Origin of the sequence: Virgibacillus salinus (assembly GCF_900102415.1) — a bacterium.
GTDB lineage: Bacteria > Bacillota > Bacilli > Bacillales > Amphibacillaceae > Lentibacillus > Lentibacillus subterraneus.
The window spans coordinates 130126-146885 of record NZ_FNKD01000003.1 but is presented as its reverse complement, the minus strand read 5'-3'; the positions used below and the strand labels follow the sequence as shown (position 1 = coordinate 146885).

Genomic DNA, 16760 nt, shown 5'->3' with positions numbered 1-16760 from the left:
ATGGTTTTCATCATGATCCCTTCGTTATCCTTAAAAGACCCAACAAAATCCCATAAAAGTTTTATACCACCTAATTTATTTCAGCCACCCTTTATTTTCTGCTATGGTGACGGCGTCAATGCGATTTTTTGCTTCGAGTTTCTGGATTACTTCAGAAATATAATTACGGATGGTTCCTGGTGATAAATATAATTTAGAACTGATATCCTTCACAGAATCGCCTGCTTTCAGACAACTAAGGATTTGGGCTTCCCGTTCAGTGAGTGGATCAATTTCTTCCATCATCGAGAAAGTCAGATGCGGACTGAAGAAACGCCTTCCTGACTGAATCTTGCGAAGTGACTCAGCTAGTTCTGATACCGGGGCATCTTTTAGCAAATACCCACGGACTCCAGCTTTTACCGCCTGTTGCAAATACCCGCTCCGTGCAAAGGTGGTTACAATTACAACCTTGCATTCACTACCCTCGGATTTCAACTTTTCGGCTACTTCCAAACCACTTAATAAAGGCATTTCTATATCCAGAAGTGCTATGTCTGGTTTATGCTGGTGGAGGATTAGCTGAAGTGCTTCTTCACCATTGTCAGTCTCTCCAGCAATTTCAATGTCTTCTTCCATAGCCAACAATTTACTAATTGCGCCTCGAAGCATACCCTGGTCTTCTGCTATAACAATATGCATATGATCTCCCCCAAACATAAGAACTTCATTTTTTGGGAACAGTTATTGTCACCTTAGTTCCCTGCGATTGACTGGACTCATAGTTAATTTCCCCTTCAATCAACAACAAACGCTCCCTCATTCCTAATACTCCATTACCAAATTCATCGAATCTCGTATACTCTTTATCCAGTCCTTTGCCATCATCTTTGACAACAAGCACTAGCTTCTCCTGTAACTCCTCCAGACTGATAGTGCATGTATCAGCATTACTGTGGTTGACAACATTGGTAATGCATTCACGAAGACACATTCCAAGAATATGCTCGATGGTCGGTTCTATGCTTGCTGCAGTATTTTTTTCATAGATAAATTGTATTCCAGCAGAGTGAAGTATTGACTTAGCATGATTAAGTTCATCTTCAATTTTAATGGATTGCATGTCACTAACCAGTTCGCGAACTTGCAGCAGAATTGATCGTGAAATAGTTTGGACCTCTTGAACTTCTGCAATTGCCTGTTCCTTATCCTTTGTGATTAAGCGTTCCACAAGCTCACTTTTCACGGTAATCATGGATAATGTTTGCCCTAACGTGTCATGCAAATCCCGCGCAATACGTTGACGTTCTGCATTTTTCACAAGACGCGTAATCTCCTTATTCGCTTTTTGAAGTTTCATATTCATTTCCCATGACCGGTAAAACACCCTTATCACATAAGGGATTACGTACAATGAAAGGACGACCGGAATCCAATATGGCTGAAATTGATTCAATGTTTGCATATAAAACAGGATAATTGCCCCCGCATAGAGGAAGGTCATGGTAATCATTATCCGTGTGATTAGACGATAGGAATCGAGCAATCCTGTCATAACTGCCGGATAAAACCCAAAACATAAACTCCATGGTGTATAAAAAGCACCTAAAATTGCTACAGTTCCTAGCTGGACAATTATATAAACGATCCGATACTTATCATTTGCAACACTTTTATAGTAGCTGATCCCGAGGAGTATAAACAATACCAGATAACCTAGCTCAACAGGCATGAAAAACAAATAACTAAGCGGTAGAATCAACAGTCCCAGCAGAGCTGTCTTCTTCGAATGGTTACTTAACAGTAGTGATCTCATATATATCGCTTCCCCATAATTTAATAGAAAACTATAACTATCTGGCTATGATGCAAAAAAGAAATAACTCCAGACAGAAGTTATCAGGTACGTACTGTCTTTATCGGTTTTAGCCATTTGGGTATCAACCAAATCGAAATTAATGCGACGACTATATGCACGGGGTGTGCAACAATACCAAAATCAATTGATGGAGGGTTTACAATATCATTAACGGTCATCAACAAAGTGACTCCTGATACAAGAACGATATAATAAATTCTTGATCTTTTGGCAGATTGAAACCATCCTGAGTAAATTAAAGCCCCAGCCATATTCGTTACAATTGACGCGATTCCGATAGAAATCCAAGTCAACTGATCAAACCAAAGTGCTGTAAACATACCAATTAAATAAGCCGTGACTATTCCTGCAACACCAGCGAGAATTCCAACGAAGCATCCTACTTTCAAACTTCTTTTCATAATCAAAATCTCCTCTTTTTTAAGATACTTTAATCGTAAATAAAAGAGAAATCGATTAGTAGTTATGTATATCATTTATTAAAGATGATAAATATCATTTTAATTATATGTATATATACCGAAGATAAAAGTTATCTGTCAGGTACTTATTTTATGAAAGAATAAGTGATACTGCTGAAAATGAGCGGAACCATCCAAAAAAAGTCTTCCCAGTAGTTAAGTCAACTAATGAGAAGACTCGATTAAATATCATTTGACTCTCACCTTACTAATAAAACCCTTTATTTAAAGGGTTTTGGTGGGCAGACTACATAGCCTTCTGGTTTTATAGGTTTGTCCCTGTTGCTTAATAGAATTTATAAATTTTATTAATTACCTACAATAGCTTTAATAAGTTCTTCCTCTTCTGTTTTATTCAAATGTTCGAAGAAACCAAGGCGATTTCCCCATGGATCTGTAAATGTACCCCATTTAACAGGAACCTCTTCCCTTGAATATATTTCAAATTGATCAATGTTCAATTCTCTAACAAGTCTCTCTCTTTCACCTTCTAAGTCTGTTACCCCTAATCGTAAAGGACCACTATCTTCAGATGGCGTACCTTCTGCAACTTGTAACCAGCAACCAGAAATAATTTCCCATTCAGCAAAACCTTCATGGGGTATAAAATCTGGTTCCCTGGTAAATAAAGTTTGATACCACATTTGTCCTTCTTTGATGTCTTGAACACGAACTTGAGTAGTCATTTCAATAATCAATTAAATCCCTCCAAAATTTAGATTCTATCTCCTCTAACATCTTAAATGGTTCATCTGCCCTAAATATAACAGTATTTACATATTGATTACTTCCATAAGAGGACCTTATTTTTACTGGTTCCTTTTATAACCCATTACCATAAAGAGTTGCATAAGGATTCCTACCACACTACAAATCAAACCTGACGTTGCTAACCCTCTGCCATCCTCATTTGTTTTTACAATTTGTTTTGTCGCCTTTCTTGAAACAACAACTCCTATGATACCAAGAAATAACCCAATAAAAGGGATTATAATTGAAAGAATTCCTAGTGTTAATGAAGTTATCGCCTCACCGTTTGTTGCTGCCTTTTCGGCCATATAATCCCCCCTCTCCTATTGACTATTAATTCTGTCTACGAATTGGTTGGCTGTTTCTTTTTTATAGTCCCCTTCTATCACAATTTCTTTTCCAGGAATAGCAGCTGATATTCTAGGTGAACTAATCACTTCTTCTCCAAAATAAACATAAATCGTTTCACCAATATGTGGTTCAGTAATTTTCTCTGATTTCTCTCATCTTTGAAAGTTAACTGGATGATTTTTTGTTCATCTTGATCTCTTTGCTCTACACTTGCTTTTGCAAAATCAGAAGTGGATGCCAATACTTCTCCTTCTTCATTTTTGAAAGTAATTTCTCTATTTTCTTTTGTATTACCAATTGAACAGCCTACTAACAATATAACGAAAGATATCAATAAATAAGAACAAATATTTTTCATATCTATTTGCCTCCTATTCAGTAATTTTAACATAATATCCCAGCTGTTCGTTATTAATATCTCAATTTTCTGAAATAGTAAACAAAAAATGTCGATTTTACAATGCAAATTACAAACGAGGTCATCAATGTGAATCCTCATTCCGTTAAAAGCACAAAATCATCGAATATAAGGATTAAAAAGGAAAATAACGGAAGAGGATCCTCCAGTTCATCAGTATACATGTTTTATTAAGTACGATAGTTTACGGAACTCGTTATAAATCCATTCTCAACCCAAAACCTTCTCCATACGAATATCAGACCACATTCTATTTTGCCAAAAAGTAAAATCATGGATCGAGCCAATTTCCTGGTAGCCCAATTTCTTATACAGCTTGTGTGCCTGCATGTTAAATTCAAACACACCCAGTTCAATTCGCTTCAGACCTTTCCGCTTGACTTGTTCCTCTAAAAATTGGATTGCCCTATACCCAATCCCTTTCCCCCTTGCTTCGGGTTCACCAATCGTAATTCCTATCCAGGCAGCCCCAGGCTTTTTTTGGTAAAGGTGTGGGGGATCAACCATATAGTTCATTTCCCCGATTAACTTGTCATCTAGATAAATTAAGTAGATGTGATGGTGTTCGAGTCTTTGTGTAATGTCATCCATAGTTATTACATGTCGCTCTACGTCGACTTTATTTCGATTGGGTCGAGTCAACGGGACCAAGTTGGGGTCGTTTTCCCACTGGTTAAACATTTTCACTATGGTTGGTGTAGGTTCCTTTAATTTGATGAAATAAGTATTCATGGGAATCTCCTTTTAACTATTAATGTAGAGTTTTCACCTGCGTATGTGATTAATATATTTCTAACTCCACAACACTCTCATTATATCATTTGTCTCGTTTATATTTGTGCTCCACTTTAATTATTGAATAAATAAAAAGACAACACCATGACAAATAAAATGATGTTGTCTCTTTTATTAAATTAGTTATTCACCCTAGGCTTACATACTTATAATAAACCTAGAAGCATTAATCCACTCAAGGAATAAGACCTACGCCAGGAGAAAATAAGAATCCTCCCCGTTTTATTTCCGCAGTAATTGATTAGCTGAGAATAAAGCTTTTTTATCTTGAAAAATATCGCCGGGTCTGTTTGCTTCTCCAATAATATAGTCCTCAAATGAAGTGCCTATAAAATCAAAGATATATTGAAATTGCTGAATTAGAGGTAACCCTTTTAAGTAGGGGTTATCTCCTCCTACCGTAATGACATAGGCTTTTTTAGCAGCCATACTATTTTTAAAGTCAGGATAGCTTGCATCCCTCATTGTTTGAGACCAGCGATCAATAAAGTTCTTCAGTGTTCCCGACATGCCGAACCAATAGATCGGAGTAGCAAACACAAGAATGTCATGCGGTATAATTCGATCAATGATTGAATTATAATCATCATCAACTTCATAAAATCCTCCTTGGGTATGGCGCAGATCTTCAATAGAATGAATATCATAATTTCTCAGATAAATTTTTTCTACAGATAATCCCTGGACAGCTTGCTCAGTTAGAATTTCCGTATTTCCATTTTCGCGGGTACCTCCATAAATAACTGCAATAGACATAAAGCACATGCTCCTTTTCATTTAATATTTTTAACTTGCTGTTCGATTACTTATAGCTTATGATAAAAACACAAATCAATAAAGATGATTATTTTAATTGATTCAATCGAAAATAACGATTGATGGAGGTGAAAGATGGAAACTAAACAATTAATTACGTTTAAAACAGCTGCAGAAACCTTAAATTTCACACAAACAGCAAAGATATTAAATTTTGCACAATCAAGTGTGACAGCCCAGATTAAGGCACTTGAAAAAGAACTGGATACACCTTTGTTTGAACGACTTGGCAAGCGATTATATCTCACAGAACCTGGTCGGCAATTCAAAATTTATGCTGATAAAATACTTGTACTAACTGAAGAAGCTCGAATGGTCACAAGTGGGTTAGAAGAACCATCAGGAACGCTTGTTATTGGAGCACAAGAGAGCCAATGCACGTATCGTTTACCACCAATACTTAAAGATTTCAAAGATCAGTTCCCAAACGTTAAACTAATTTTTAAACCAGCCCACTCGGATGAAATGGCTAAAGAAAAACTGCTTGAGGGAAATCTGGATGTAGCTTTTATTATGGATACCCTCAAGCCAGGAGACGCTTTAACAATTGAATCTCTCACACAAGATAGGATGAAGCTGGTAGCTGCTCCTGGGAACGCATTACTAAACAAATCAGAGGTTTTCCCAAAAGATCTAGAACAGGAAACCCTTCTGCTTACTGAAACAGGGTGCTCCTATCGTACATATTTGGAAAATACCTTGCGAGTGGCCGAAATATACCCTACTAACAAATTTGAATTTGTTAGTATTGAAGCAATCAAACAATGTGTAATAGCTGGACTCGGAATAGCTATTTTACCTGAAATGGCTGTAGAAAAGGATATTGAAGAAGGATTAATGAAAGAGATTAAATGGAAACAGCCTGCCTCACCTTTTTTTACTCAAATTGCCTGGCATAAAGATAAGTTAATGACAATACCATTGCAATCTTTTATAGAACTAACCCGAAGGACCCTTAAGAATACTGAAACTAAATAAAAAGAGTAAGCTGCAAAGTTTTGGTAGCTTACTCTTTTTTTACCTATCTAAATTCCGCTGCTAACTGTATAAAATCTTCTGCATCTTTTATACATAACTGCATTCCTTTTTCCCAGAATCCTTCTTGCGTTATATCTTCTTCTAAATGCTTCATTGCTAAATCTTCAATGGACATGCTTCCTGAATCTCTTAGCAGTGCCATATATCGCGCCTCAAATTCTTTTCCTTCTTCTTTGCCTTTTGCATATACACTTAATGCAAATAGATAACCAAATGTATAAGGGAAATTGTAAAGGGGTTTATCTGTGATATAAAAATGTGGTGTAGAAGCCCAAGTGTATGCAGGGATATCTTCTAAGGCTCCATCATAGGCTTCATCTATCGCCTGGTCCATAAGTTGATTTAAACGGGAGGGTGAAACCATACCCTTTTTTCTTTCCTCATAAAACCTTGTTTCAAATAAGAATCTGGAATGTATATTCATAAAATTCATTACACTTCGCTTTAATTTCTCATCTAGTAAAAACAATCTCTCCTCAGGTGAATCCGCTTCTTCCATGGCTGCATTTAATACGATCATTTCTGCAAATGTTGAAGCCGTTTCAGCTATACTCATTGGATATTGTCTATTAATATGATCCACAGCATTCATAGCATGATTATGGAAGGCATGACCTAATTCATGAGCCAGGGTTAACACATCCGTTATATGACCACCATACGTCATGAATACTCTCGATTCTTCAGAAAGTGGAAATCCAGCACAAAAAGCGATTGCTGATTTATTCGATCGATCTTCTGCTTCAACCCACTTCTTATTGAAAGCGTAACGTGTGAAATTCTCTAATTCAGACCCAAACCGGCTGAAATGATTCAATATAAAATCTACACCATCTTGATAATCTATTGTTTGCATTGATTTGTTGGCAGGAGCCCAAAAATCAAATGACGGCAGTTTTTCTTTCCCCAACATTTTAGCCTTGTTGTTTAAATAGTTGGCAAAGGGTTGTTTATGCTGGTTCACCACTTTCCACATTGCACCTAACGTTTCTTCTTTCATTCGGTTGTCTTTTAAAGGTTCATATAAAACATTTTGAATACCTTTTCTGTTGTATACTTGCAACCGGAAACCTGCGATCCGATTTAATATGGTTGCGAAAGTATCAGATTTTTGTGCCCAGGCTTTCTCCAGAAGAGCAGCGGATTGTCTTCGTACTTCACCGTTCTCATGGGAGCGTAAATTTCTTGCTTGTCCGACAGCGAGTTCTTTAACCTTTCCTTCAACAGGAATATCAATTCTCATTTCGGCAACTGACGAATGATACAAGTCCCCCCAGCCATGATAGCCATCTACCATTAAAGAGGAGATAGTATTTTCCTCTTGGTCTGATAGCAGTGTATTTGCTTCTTTTCGCCATTCTCCTAACAGAAATTGATAGTTTGTTAATTCTTCACTTTCTATTATATCTATCCAATTTGTATCGTTTGTTAGAGCAAGCGCCAATTGAAATCTTCGTACCAAGGAATTAAAATGGGCACGATGAGATGAGACTCTCTCTTTCCAGATTGCTGCATTTTTATCACTTACATCTTCTGCAAGTAAGCAAGTTATGAAAGATGAAATTTGCGATAGTTGTAACTTGATATTCTCTATATCCTGAATGAGTTCTGCAACAATTTTTGCACCATCACTATCTTTTAGAGCTTTTAAATTGACTACCTTTTCTTCAAAATTGTTTACGTCTTTTTTTATGTATTCGATTTGGTCCTGTAACTGAATGGAATTACTCCCTGCATTAAAAAGAGAATCTAAATTCCAATTCACTGGATATAAAACACCACCCATATCAAAGCCTCCCTATTGCTCACACAAATAATGAGTTAAATTGAAGTTCAAGCTCCTTTACTAGATGGTCATAGTTAGTCGATGAATCGTTCACAATTAATCGATTACTAAAACATCTGGAAAAGTTCTTAACATTAATCTTCTCATGCAACTTTTCTTCTGAAACAGGTATTTCTTTCATCCAGGTTCTAAGTGTCGATAACGGAACCTTTTCATATTCAATCATCGCCAACACTGGGGTTGCAATTCTCTCATCTTCTTCAGCAGCAAAAACACATGGTGCGTTTACTACTAATTCCGTGATCCCTTCCCACAACAGCATACACGAATCAATATCAGCATGACGATTTTTTACGAGTTCATCGATTGCATCAGAAGCGTGTGCCGGGGCATGTGCCCAGCCCTTTCCTTCAACAAAATCCCGATAATCCTTCTCAAGTCTACAATAACTAACAACAAGTTCTACAACACTATTATACTCAGACTTAGAAAGAAATTTATCTTGATTATCGCGATATAACAACAAAGTGATTAATAAAGAAGAGAAAGACCTGAGAAAGACACTATCTGATCCAACCTCGCCTAGCTTATAAAACAACATTTCACCTGAAGTCGCACTGGCTAACAATTCCTTTAATTCATAGTTTGTAAGGTAGTTATTATGTATCAGTAATTTAATGAGTGCCTGATAACCTAGTTCATCCCGTAATTCTGCATCAGTAGACCCTAATACACTAACCACTTCTAAAACTGTTTTATATTCATCTGTATCATCTGAGACTATATGGGTTTTACTTAATAGATTATGTAGTTTCTCTTTTATTCCTTTTTCATTTTCCATCCTTGGTTCTATGCTCCTTTTGGTCCTCAGCCTTATTTTACAGTGGTCCCTGTCATTCATAATACGTCTGTTATAATTCCTTTTTCAACTCCAAATTGGATGAGACCTGCATAGGGATCTCCGGTAATACCTAAAATTTCACAAAATGCTGGTTCGGTTTTGTATCCTTGTTGTTTAAGTTTAACTACATTCTCTCTTAATTTACTATCTTGTTGTAACAGTTCAAGTTCAATAACCATATGAAGATAAGCGTGTTGTTTGTGTACAGGTTGATCTTGACCAAATAACTCGAACTCAAAATTGTTGAAGATGAAATTTGCTTTAATGACCTCTTTATTTCTTATAGTTGTTGTTTTGATTTTAAAGCTTTCTTTACTGGAATATAGACTTTGAAGACGATCTTTGAAATCATTCAATTCTTGCACTTCCATAATAACGTCCAGGTCTGAACCCTCGACATCAATTCCGATCGGCAACGTTCCACATAATACTGGATTATACATACTCAATTCATTAAAAATGCCCAGTTCATTAACTGCTTTGTACGCTGTTTGTTGAATTTCATTACCAGTTTCCATCCTTTTGAATAAATTATAGCCACTCAACACATTACCTTCCCCACTTACAAAGATTTTCTTACCTTCCAATACAATATTTCGGTCGATATCCTGATGCTGGGGTTGATATATACTATCTCAAGTCGATAACCTAATGCGGAGGTTGATATATCCTAACACAAGTCGATATCCCACCGCGAAGGTCGATATACCCTGCTCCAAGTCGATATCCTGCCGTGGAAGTTGATTTACCGCAATTCAAGTCGATATCCCACTCCTACTTCCGACCAAATTTTCCTTTTTCGTTTAAATCCAAATATGATTTAATTTCTTTCTTACTCTTAAGCCTAATAATGGTTTTTTCAGGGCCTGTTTTCCTGAATGCTTCAAATCTACCTTCCATCTTTTTCTTGCGAGAAGAATAAGTAGTAACGATGAATTTCAGAAATTCATAGTCTAACTTTTCCTTGCATCCTTCTCCCATGTCTGGCCGGGTTTTTCCTATATTTAGGATCCATCGCTTAATAACTCGATACAGACAAACGATCAAAGGGAGTTCGAGATAAATAATTGTATCGGCTTTTTGGGCTCTAATGTCATATGTACTATTGTAATTGCCCTCGATTATCCAGTTGTCCTGGGCAACAATCTCCTTTTGGCTTGCTCTAAATTCTTCTTTTGGAGTTTCTACCCAATTTGGTTTCCAGTGCAGGACATCAAGATGATAGACGTTTATATCCAGTTGCTCTCCAAGTTTTGCCGCAAAGGTAGACTTCCCCACACCAGCCGACACTCCCATCACCATGATGCGATTCATATTCAATCAGCCTCCTAAACAACCCTGTAATTTACCACTTATATCACGAGAGCCTTTTGGACATGTTATAGCTTTTAGCTTTATAACCCATTTTCTCGTATAGCGCGAATGCTCTTTCATTATGTGCAAACACGTGTAAGCTTATTTGATTGATGTTTTCTGACTTCGCATACTCCTCAATCGCTATCATCGTTGCTTTTCCATATCCTTTGCCACGTTGCTTATCATCCAGTTTAATGTCATAAATAAACGCATGTTTTTCATGCTGTTTTGATTTTATGTTCAGCCATAATGTCCCGATCGTTTCATTGCCATACATAATAGAAAAAAGTACATGAGCGTTCGTTTCTAACCCATCCGGTAACAGCTGCTCAAACTGTTTCTTGGCTTTATCAAAAGCCTCTTCTTCACCCCAGTTTCCTGCTTTCACATGTTCATTAGCATATTCTTGTATTGCGCTATTATAATACTGATTAAAAGCCTCTTCATTCATACGAGCTAATTTTACAGACATATATGTACTCTCCTTTATTTTCAATAATACCTTAAAACTCAACCAAGAAAGGATGCATATTTTGGTTTAAACAATACTGGATTCTTTGCCGAAAATTATTCCAAGTTACCATTTCTATTGCTTGTTTAATTGGAAAATATCCAACTTCTAAACTCTCAGAACTTGTTGTTGGTTCTCCACCAATTGGGTTACCCAAAAATAGGTTATTGCATATCGAGCCATTCACATTCTGAAATATACCACAAAATTTGGTTATCTCAATATCAATCCCCGATTCTTCTTTTGTTTCTCTAATTGCAGCATCCCTCAGTGATTCTCCCTCTTCAACCTGTCCACCAGGCATTTCCCATCCTCTTTTTGGTCCTTTAATTAATAAAATTTCTTGCTGTTCATTTAAAACAATGGTTGCCGCAGAAACTATATGCTTCGGTGTTGTCATATACTTCCCCCCTCTAATTTTCAATATTATTTAGTATAACATTAGTTTTTTTAAGAGAAGGATGTAAATAAATAAACGAAGCAATTGTCGCTATAATGCCGCCAACCAGTATCGTAATTTCTGTTCCAAATTGTTCAGCAATTATCCCGGCTGCCAAAGCTGCAACAGGCATTAATATCCATGTCATAAAGCGACTAGTTGCTTGCACACGGCCTAACAAATGATCAGGGCTTAAGGTTTGACGAATGGTTACAATGCACGGACTCATAATGGCAGCAGATATTGTGCCTACTGCATTCATCAATGCTAACCACATGAACGTATCCGAAAAGCTGAACACTATAATCGAAATTCCACCGATTGTTCCTGATAAAAATAAGATCCTTCTATAGGAAAAATAGCGCTTAAGTAAATTTGTAACTAAAGCACCGCCTACTGCAGCAACCCCTCCAATAGATAACAGATAACCTATATGTACTGTATCTAATTCTACTGAAGACTTTAAGTGTATCACCAGCATGGTTAAAAAAAGAGTCGTTCCAAAAATAGAAAAAAGCATAGCAATATTGGTGTACAAAATAGGCTTCTGCTTTAAAACAAAGACAAATCCTTCCTTAATATCTGCAAAGATTTTCGAACCTCTAGTATTCTCATTTCGATCGGGACTATCAATCTTTAAACTTAATACGATTAAGAAACCGATAAAGAAACTTATGCTGTTTATTAATAGACCAACTCCAGGATTAAAAATACTAATAATTATTCCACCTAACCCTGGTGCAATAAAAACTGCCGTTTGAAATATGCCTGTATTGATAGAATTAACTAATTGCAAGTCTTTCTTCTGCACCAATTTAGGTACTGATGCAAACTGGGATGTATTATAAACTTGCGTTAAAACACCTACTAATAATGCTCCCGCGTAAACTTCCCAAATATAAAGCGAGTTCATCATATGTAATAGCCCCAACAAACCTATCGTCACAAATCTGCCTAAATCACAAACCATCAAGATTCTCTTACGATTAAATCGGTCCGCCAAAACTCCAGTAAATGGCTGTATTATAATTGGTAATCTTTCTAAAGCTGCAACGATTCCCATACTCAATGGAGAACCTGTTAAAGCTAAAACAATTAGCGGAAGGGCAATTAGATATATTTGATCACCAAAAAAAGAAATTAAATTTCCCCCGATAAACCTGAAAACCTGATAATTACGTTTAAATTCCGGTGTTTTTTCGTCTGAATAGACTTGTCCGACCGAAGATTCCATCTCATTCCTCCCTGGCTTAGATTAATTATCTTCCAAATATAGCTGCAGTTCTTTAGGTACAGCAGTCAACGCTTTTTCATTAATCTCATATTTATGTGAAATTGACGCTACTAATCTTGCTGATTTTAGTATTTTCAAATGGTGATGAACTGTTGTCTTACCCATCTCCAACTCATCAGTTAACTCTTGTAGGGATAAGCTTTTCTCCTTAATTATCTTCAAAATCTTTAAGCGGTTTTCATCTCCAAGTGCTTTATACCTTTGCACCAGCATTTTTTTCGGAACATATTTATTGTCACTAGAAATGCTTTCATTGGCGACCGCATAGTAGAATACTTTAACACCTTCTAAGTCTGCTTCCACGTTCCAGGGACGGTAAATGTATTGAGGTATGAGAATAACTTGAAATACACTTGGTTCCGGATAATAACGCGTACCATCTGTAGCCCATTCCACAAACTCCTCTGGTCCCAATTTTTCAATCATCTTTTCTTTTGCTACCATATCTCTGATCAGTATAGACTCCAATTCTTCTTCATCAGGTTCAATCACTGCCTTATACCAACCAGACATTACTTCAATCAAATGGCTTTTTAATGTTTCCGTATCGACTTTACTAATGAACTTCAGATAAGAAGGCAGGAAAGTATTCTCTTTTGTAATATGCTGAAGTTTCTTAAGAGCATCATTCGACCCTTGGATTAACTGATTGATTAGTTCTTTTTGTTCTTTTCCCAGATATGGAATTGCTATAGTTCTTAATTCCTCCGATGATAGTTTTTTTACAAAGGAAGTAAAATCCGCTATATTCTCAAAATCTTCCTGATGCAAAAGTTGAAGAAGTGTCTTCCAAGTATTATGTGTTTGTACATACTCCAGGTGCTCAGTCATTTCCTTAGTCATGGATTCCTTAATCCTCTCCCTGTTTTGCTTCGATAGATCAAGGGTCTCAACAAGGGAATGATTCGTAATAGCCGCTATACCTAGTGCGCATTCCCATAAAAGTGAATATTTTATTTGAACGCTATATGTTTCTCTTTCTTTAGTTCTCATAGAAAATATATCCATTTTATCTCCTCCTAGTTATATTCTATACATATAGTATAATTAATTCAATATAAATGGAATGTATTTTATATAAATAAAACAGACACCCAAATTGGAGTGTCTGCGCCTAAAATTTTAATGAGGTTATTATAGGATGAGTTCAATCAATGAAGTGTATTTCTAAAAGAGGATATTTTACAATGCGGTATTAGGCTGAACAGGATATTGACAATTTCATTATTTTTATTTGGTACGGCGACTTATGATTTCTGATTGCACTTCATATATGTTAATCATCTGAATCCCTCCTTTTAATTTTACAATCTCGGTTTAATTGCTTACTTCGTACGACGATCCGCAACTTCTGTTTCCACTTCATATATGTTAATCTTTGAATCCCTCCTTATTTCCTTTATGATTTACGATCTCAATTTAATCTTTACTTCGTACGGCGACTTGCGATTTCTAATTCCATTTCGTATATGTTAGTCATCTGAACCTCTCCTTGTTTCTTTGATACTCTAAGTATAAGTAAAAATTAAGCCTTCCAAAACGGCTATGAGCATGAACTTCACTCAACCTTTAGACTGATATTTTTATAAGACCAATAAATTTGTGAAGGATTTCTTTAAAACACCAAAAAAGAGAACTTCATCCTTGATACTTAGTATCACGAAGGAAGAAGTTCCCTGATTTAAAGCTAGTTTTCTTCTGGTGTATTCCACATACTTACGGTTGATTCTGATGATCGCCGCCAATCTTAAACGGCGAATAAACATCTTTATAATCGACAATCGTTACCATGCCCTGATCCGCATGGTTATTATCATGACAATGGAACAGCCACTCGCCCTTGTTATTGGCCTTGAAATAAATCTCGTATTCTTCACCGGGTTTGACGTGAATCAGATCTTTGACAATAGGTTCATCATACTGATTGCCATTTTTGGACATCACCTGAAACCGGTGACCATGCAGATGCATTGGGTGATTCATCCGCCCGCTGTTTTGGATATTGACTTTCACAATATCGCCTTCTTCCACCTGAATGGGTGGTGTATCCGGGAATACCTTCTGGTTAATCTGAAATGTCATGCCTTCCCCCATGTTCATACCCATACTTAAGTCCATATTATACGTAACATCAGGTTCAGGGGGCTCTTCGAAAATTAGATTTTCACTTCCATATGAAGTCCCCTTGGCAACTGATTGTCCTGAAATAGCCGCCAGATCATTGTCTCTAGTATCATCACTGTCTTCCCGGGAGACTACAGGAATCTGCAGATCTTCTGCGTTTTCAACATCTGGATTCTCACCGATGACAACTGATCCTGAGTCCGGTTTTGTGAAGGCAATATCAATTCTTTCACCCGGGGCAATCTCCAGTACATTTGACGAACCTTTTGAGCCATCGACTTCTTCTCCATCGTTGGCAATCACCTCCATGGATCCTTTCGGAAAAACAAGTTGGTGCTGCTGATAGCCTGCATTGACAAATCGCATACGTGCAGTCTGGCCCTCGGTCATAACTAAAGATTCGATTGCTTGACCAGATTTACCATTGATTGTGAATGTATCGTATGCCTGTTTTGTATCAGCCTCAGCATCACCAGATACAGCTCCCATCATTCCACCCATTCCCTGATTTTGGGCTTGGTCAGTTGTCCATTCATCCAATATGAAAACTTTGTCTTGATCAAAGTCATTTTGTTTCTCAGTCTGCTTCTCTTCAATAATCAGCGATCCATACAATCCTTTGTCAACCTGTTCTGAGCTGTGCTGATGCGAGTGATACCAATAGGTGCCAGCGTCGTTAGCAATGAATTCATACGTGAATGATTCCCCAGGTTGAACCGCATCCTGTGTCAGACCAGGAACACCATCCATTCTGTTGGGCAGTATCATCCCATGCCAATGAATGGTGACAGGGACATTCAGTTCATTCTTTAGATGAACACGGACGAAATCGCCTTCCTTGACACGTAGTGCCTCACCCGGGACACTCCCGTTATAGGTCCAGGCATCAACTGTCTTTTCCTGATCGATCTCCCACTCCGTTTCCTGGGCGGTTAGATCAAAAGTTCGTACAGGGCGGTCACCCGCTTCTTGCGCACTAACTTCCAGGATACTTGTGCGCCCGTCAATGTCATCATCTGATGTCTCACTCTGAAAAATACCAAAATCAGAATTGAAATAGAAGCCACTCCAAATAACAGCAAGCGCACCTATTAAAATTGAACCAATTATTTTTCTGTACACAATTTGTCACCTTTCTGTTTTTTATCTATTCACTCTTTCAGTTTCCGTTTAAGTCTGTCATACTCCTCTTCTGATATCTCTCCCTTTGCCAATCGTTCTTTCAGGGTCTCCAGTGACTTATCACCAGATGAACGGAAAGATCCATTATCCGGACCTTTGAACATCCATACAGAAATGATAATAATAGCCAGGATAATCAGAATTGTAAAGAATCCAAATCCATAAAAGCCACCGCCACCTGTCATATTGCCCATCATACAATCATCTCCTTAAATTTTATACCATTAGGGGTATTTATAAAGTTAAAAAAATAATTAGCTAAGCATTTACGAACGCCAAAACAACTAATTTTATCCATATGATGACCATAATACCCACTGGTCAGTAAAATTTCATATCCTATAACATGCATGTCATCACCCCTTTTCATCTGCTGTACTGTCATTGTAACTGAAAAATGTCGAGAAATTTTGCACATAACAACATTTTTTATTCATTCCATTACACATCTTACTAACGAACGAATAAGGAAATGATCTCCACCGCATAAGCTTACGACCGTTACATGCGGTTTAAATGCCCCAAGGGTTAATTACTTCCAGGAACTCCTTCAGTTGTTGCTACCACCTATATAATGATTCAGTGCACCCTTTTTCCTCCATAAGACCTTCCTGGGAAAATAGTGGATGCCTGGATCAAGCCTGCAGGTTCGAGATTTGAATAATCCTAACTAATTTATC

At 37.1% G+C, this 16760-nt stretch carries 20 protein-coding genes; 1 reads left to right on the top strand and 19 read right to left on the bottom strand.

Features of this window, described 5'->3' with window-relative positions:
• Nucleotides 1–75 precede the first annotated feature (75 nt).
• The 9 genes from BLS02_RS12715 to BLS02_RS12680 all read right to left on the bottom strand — a co-directional run bounded on the left by BLS02_RS12715 (nucleotide 76) and on the right by BLS02_RS12680 (nucleotide 5389).
• Nucleotides 76–681: a response regulator transcription factor gene (locus BLS02_RS12715; protein WP_092493412.1), complete on the bottom strand. Its 606-nt coding sequence runs from the start codon at nucleotides 679–681 to the stop codon at nucleotides 76–78.
• Between the two features lie 25 nt (nucleotides 682–706).
• Entirely contained in the window at nucleotides 707–1795 is a 1089-nt protein-coding gene (locus BLS02_RS12710; protein ID WP_092493411.1) for a sensor histidine kinase, read from the bottom strand.
• 83 nt (nucleotides 1796–1878) lie between these two features.
• Nucleotides 1879–2259 carry a hypothetical protein gene (locus BLS02_RS12705; RefSeq protein WP_092493410.1) on the bottom strand — a complete coding sequence of 127 codons (381 nt, stop codon included), beginning with the start codon at nucleotides 2257–2259 and terminating at the stop codon, nucleotides 1879–1881.
• 368 nt (nucleotides 2260–2627) lie between these two features.
• Nucleotides 2628–3017: a VOC family protein gene (locus tag BLS02_RS12700; protein ID WP_092493409.1), complete on the bottom strand. Its 390-nt coding sequence runs from the start codon at nucleotides 3015–3017 to the stop codon at nucleotides 2628–2630.
• A 111-nt stretch (nucleotides 3018–3128) separates the two neighbouring features.
• Complete coding sequence (locus tag BLS02_RS12695) at nucleotides 3129–3377, bottom strand: DUF4190 domain-containing protein (protein WP_092493408.1); 249 nt, start codon at nucleotides 3375–3377, stop codon at nucleotides 3129–3131.
• A gap of 15 nt (nucleotides 3378–3392) precedes the next feature.
• Nucleotides 3393–3506, bottom strand: a complete 114-nt coding sequence (locus tag BLS02_RS19505) for a hypothetical protein (RefSeq protein ID WP_439144720.1) — start codon at nucleotides 3504–3506, stop codon at nucleotides 3393–3395.
• The gene (locus tag BLS02_RS12690; RefSeq protein ID WP_092493407.1) at nucleotides 3503–3778 is read right to left on the bottom strand and encodes a hypothetical protein; all 276 of its coding nucleotides are present in this window, start codon (nucleotides 3776–3778) and stop codon (nucleotides 3503–3505) included. The genes BLS02_RS19505 and BLS02_RS12690 overlap by 4 nt, the downstream gene beginning before the upstream one ends.
• Nucleotides 3779–4048: 270 nt before the next feature.
• The gene (locus BLS02_RS12685; RefSeq protein ID WP_092493406.1) at nucleotides 4049–4570 is read right to left on the bottom strand and encodes a GNAT family N-acetyltransferase; all 522 of its coding nucleotides are present in this window, start codon (nucleotides 4568–4570) and stop codon (nucleotides 4049–4051) included.
• Nucleotides 4571–4855: 285 nt separating this feature from the next.
• Complete coding sequence (locus BLS02_RS12680; RefSeq protein ID WP_092493405.1) at nucleotides 4856–5389, bottom strand: flavodoxin family protein; 534 nt, start codon at nucleotides 5387–5389, stop codon at nucleotides 4856–4858.
• Nucleotides 5390–5524: 135 nt separating this feature from the next.
• Between BLS02_RS12680 and BLS02_RS12675 the strand changes: the two genes are divergently transcribed.
• Nucleotides 5525–6427 (top strand): LysR family transcriptional regulator, encoded by a 903-nt coding sequence (locus BLS02_RS12675; protein ID WP_092493404.1) that lies wholly within the window; start codon nucleotides 5525–5527, stop codon nucleotides 6425–6427.
• A gap of 43 nt (nucleotides 6428–6470) precedes the next feature.
• Here BLS02_RS12675 and BLS02_RS12670 read toward each other — a convergent pair whose 3' ends face one another.
• The 10 genes from BLS02_RS12670 to BLS02_RS12625 form a co-directional block, all read right to left on the bottom strand.
• Nucleotides 6471–8273, bottom strand: a complete 1803-nt coding sequence (locus BLS02_RS12670; RefSeq protein WP_092493403.1) for a M3 family oligoendopeptidase — start codon at nucleotides 8271–8273, stop codon at nucleotides 6471–6473.
• 19 nt (nucleotides 8274–8292) lie between these two features.
• Nucleotides 8293–9114 (bottom strand): DUF2785 domain-containing protein, encoded by an 822-nt coding sequence (locus BLS02_RS12665; protein WP_175559493.1) that lies wholly within the window; start codon nucleotides 9112–9114, stop codon nucleotides 8293–8295.
• 56 nt (nucleotides 9115–9170) lie between these two features.
• Nucleotides 9171–9722: a DUF4269 domain-containing protein gene (locus BLS02_RS12660; RefSeq protein WP_439144719.1), complete on the bottom strand. Its 552-nt coding sequence runs from the start codon at nucleotides 9720–9722 to the stop codon at nucleotides 9171–9173.
• A 226-nt stretch (nucleotides 9723–9948) separates the two neighbouring features.
• Nucleotides 9949–10488: a P-loop NTPase family protein gene (locus BLS02_RS12655; protein WP_092493401.1), complete on the bottom strand. Its 540-nt coding sequence runs from the start codon at nucleotides 10486–10488 to the stop codon at nucleotides 9949–9951.
• Between the two features lie 43 nt (nucleotides 10489–10531).
• Nucleotides 10532–11002 (bottom strand): GNAT family N-acetyltransferase, encoded by a 471-nt coding sequence (locus BLS02_RS12650; protein WP_092493400.1) that lies wholly within the window; start codon nucleotides 11000–11002, stop codon nucleotides 10532–10534.
• Between the two features lie 31 nt (nucleotides 11003–11033).
• A complete protein-coding gene (locus BLS02_RS12645) occupies nucleotides 11034–11441 on the bottom strand; it encodes an NUDIX hydrolase (RefSeq protein WP_092493399.1) in 408 nt (135 codons plus the stop codon).
• Nucleotides 11442–11454: 13 nt separating this feature from the next.
• Nucleotides 11455–12714 (bottom strand): MFS transporter, encoded by a 1260-nt coding sequence (locus tag BLS02_RS12640; protein WP_092493398.1) that lies wholly within the window; start codon nucleotides 12712–12714, stop codon nucleotides 11455–11457.
• A 21-nt stretch (nucleotides 12715–12735) separates the two neighbouring features.
• Nucleotides 12736–13782: an ArsR/SmtB family transcription factor gene (locus tag BLS02_RS12635; RefSeq protein ID WP_092493397.1), complete on the bottom strand. Its 1047-nt coding sequence runs from the start codon at nucleotides 13780–13782 to the stop codon at nucleotides 12736–12738.
• 708 nt (nucleotides 13783–14490) lie between these two features.
• Nucleotides 14491–16020, bottom strand: a complete 1530-nt coding sequence (locus tag BLS02_RS12630) for a multicopper oxidase family protein (RefSeq protein ID WP_092493396.1) — start codon at nucleotides 16018–16020, stop codon at nucleotides 14491–14493.
• A gap of 29 nt (nucleotides 16021–16049) precedes the next feature.
• Nucleotides 16050–16277, bottom strand: a complete 228-nt coding sequence (locus BLS02_RS12625) for an SHOCT domain-containing protein (protein ID WP_092493395.1) — start codon at nucleotides 16275–16277, stop codon at nucleotides 16050–16052.
• Nucleotides 16278–16760 lie beyond the last annotated feature (483 nt).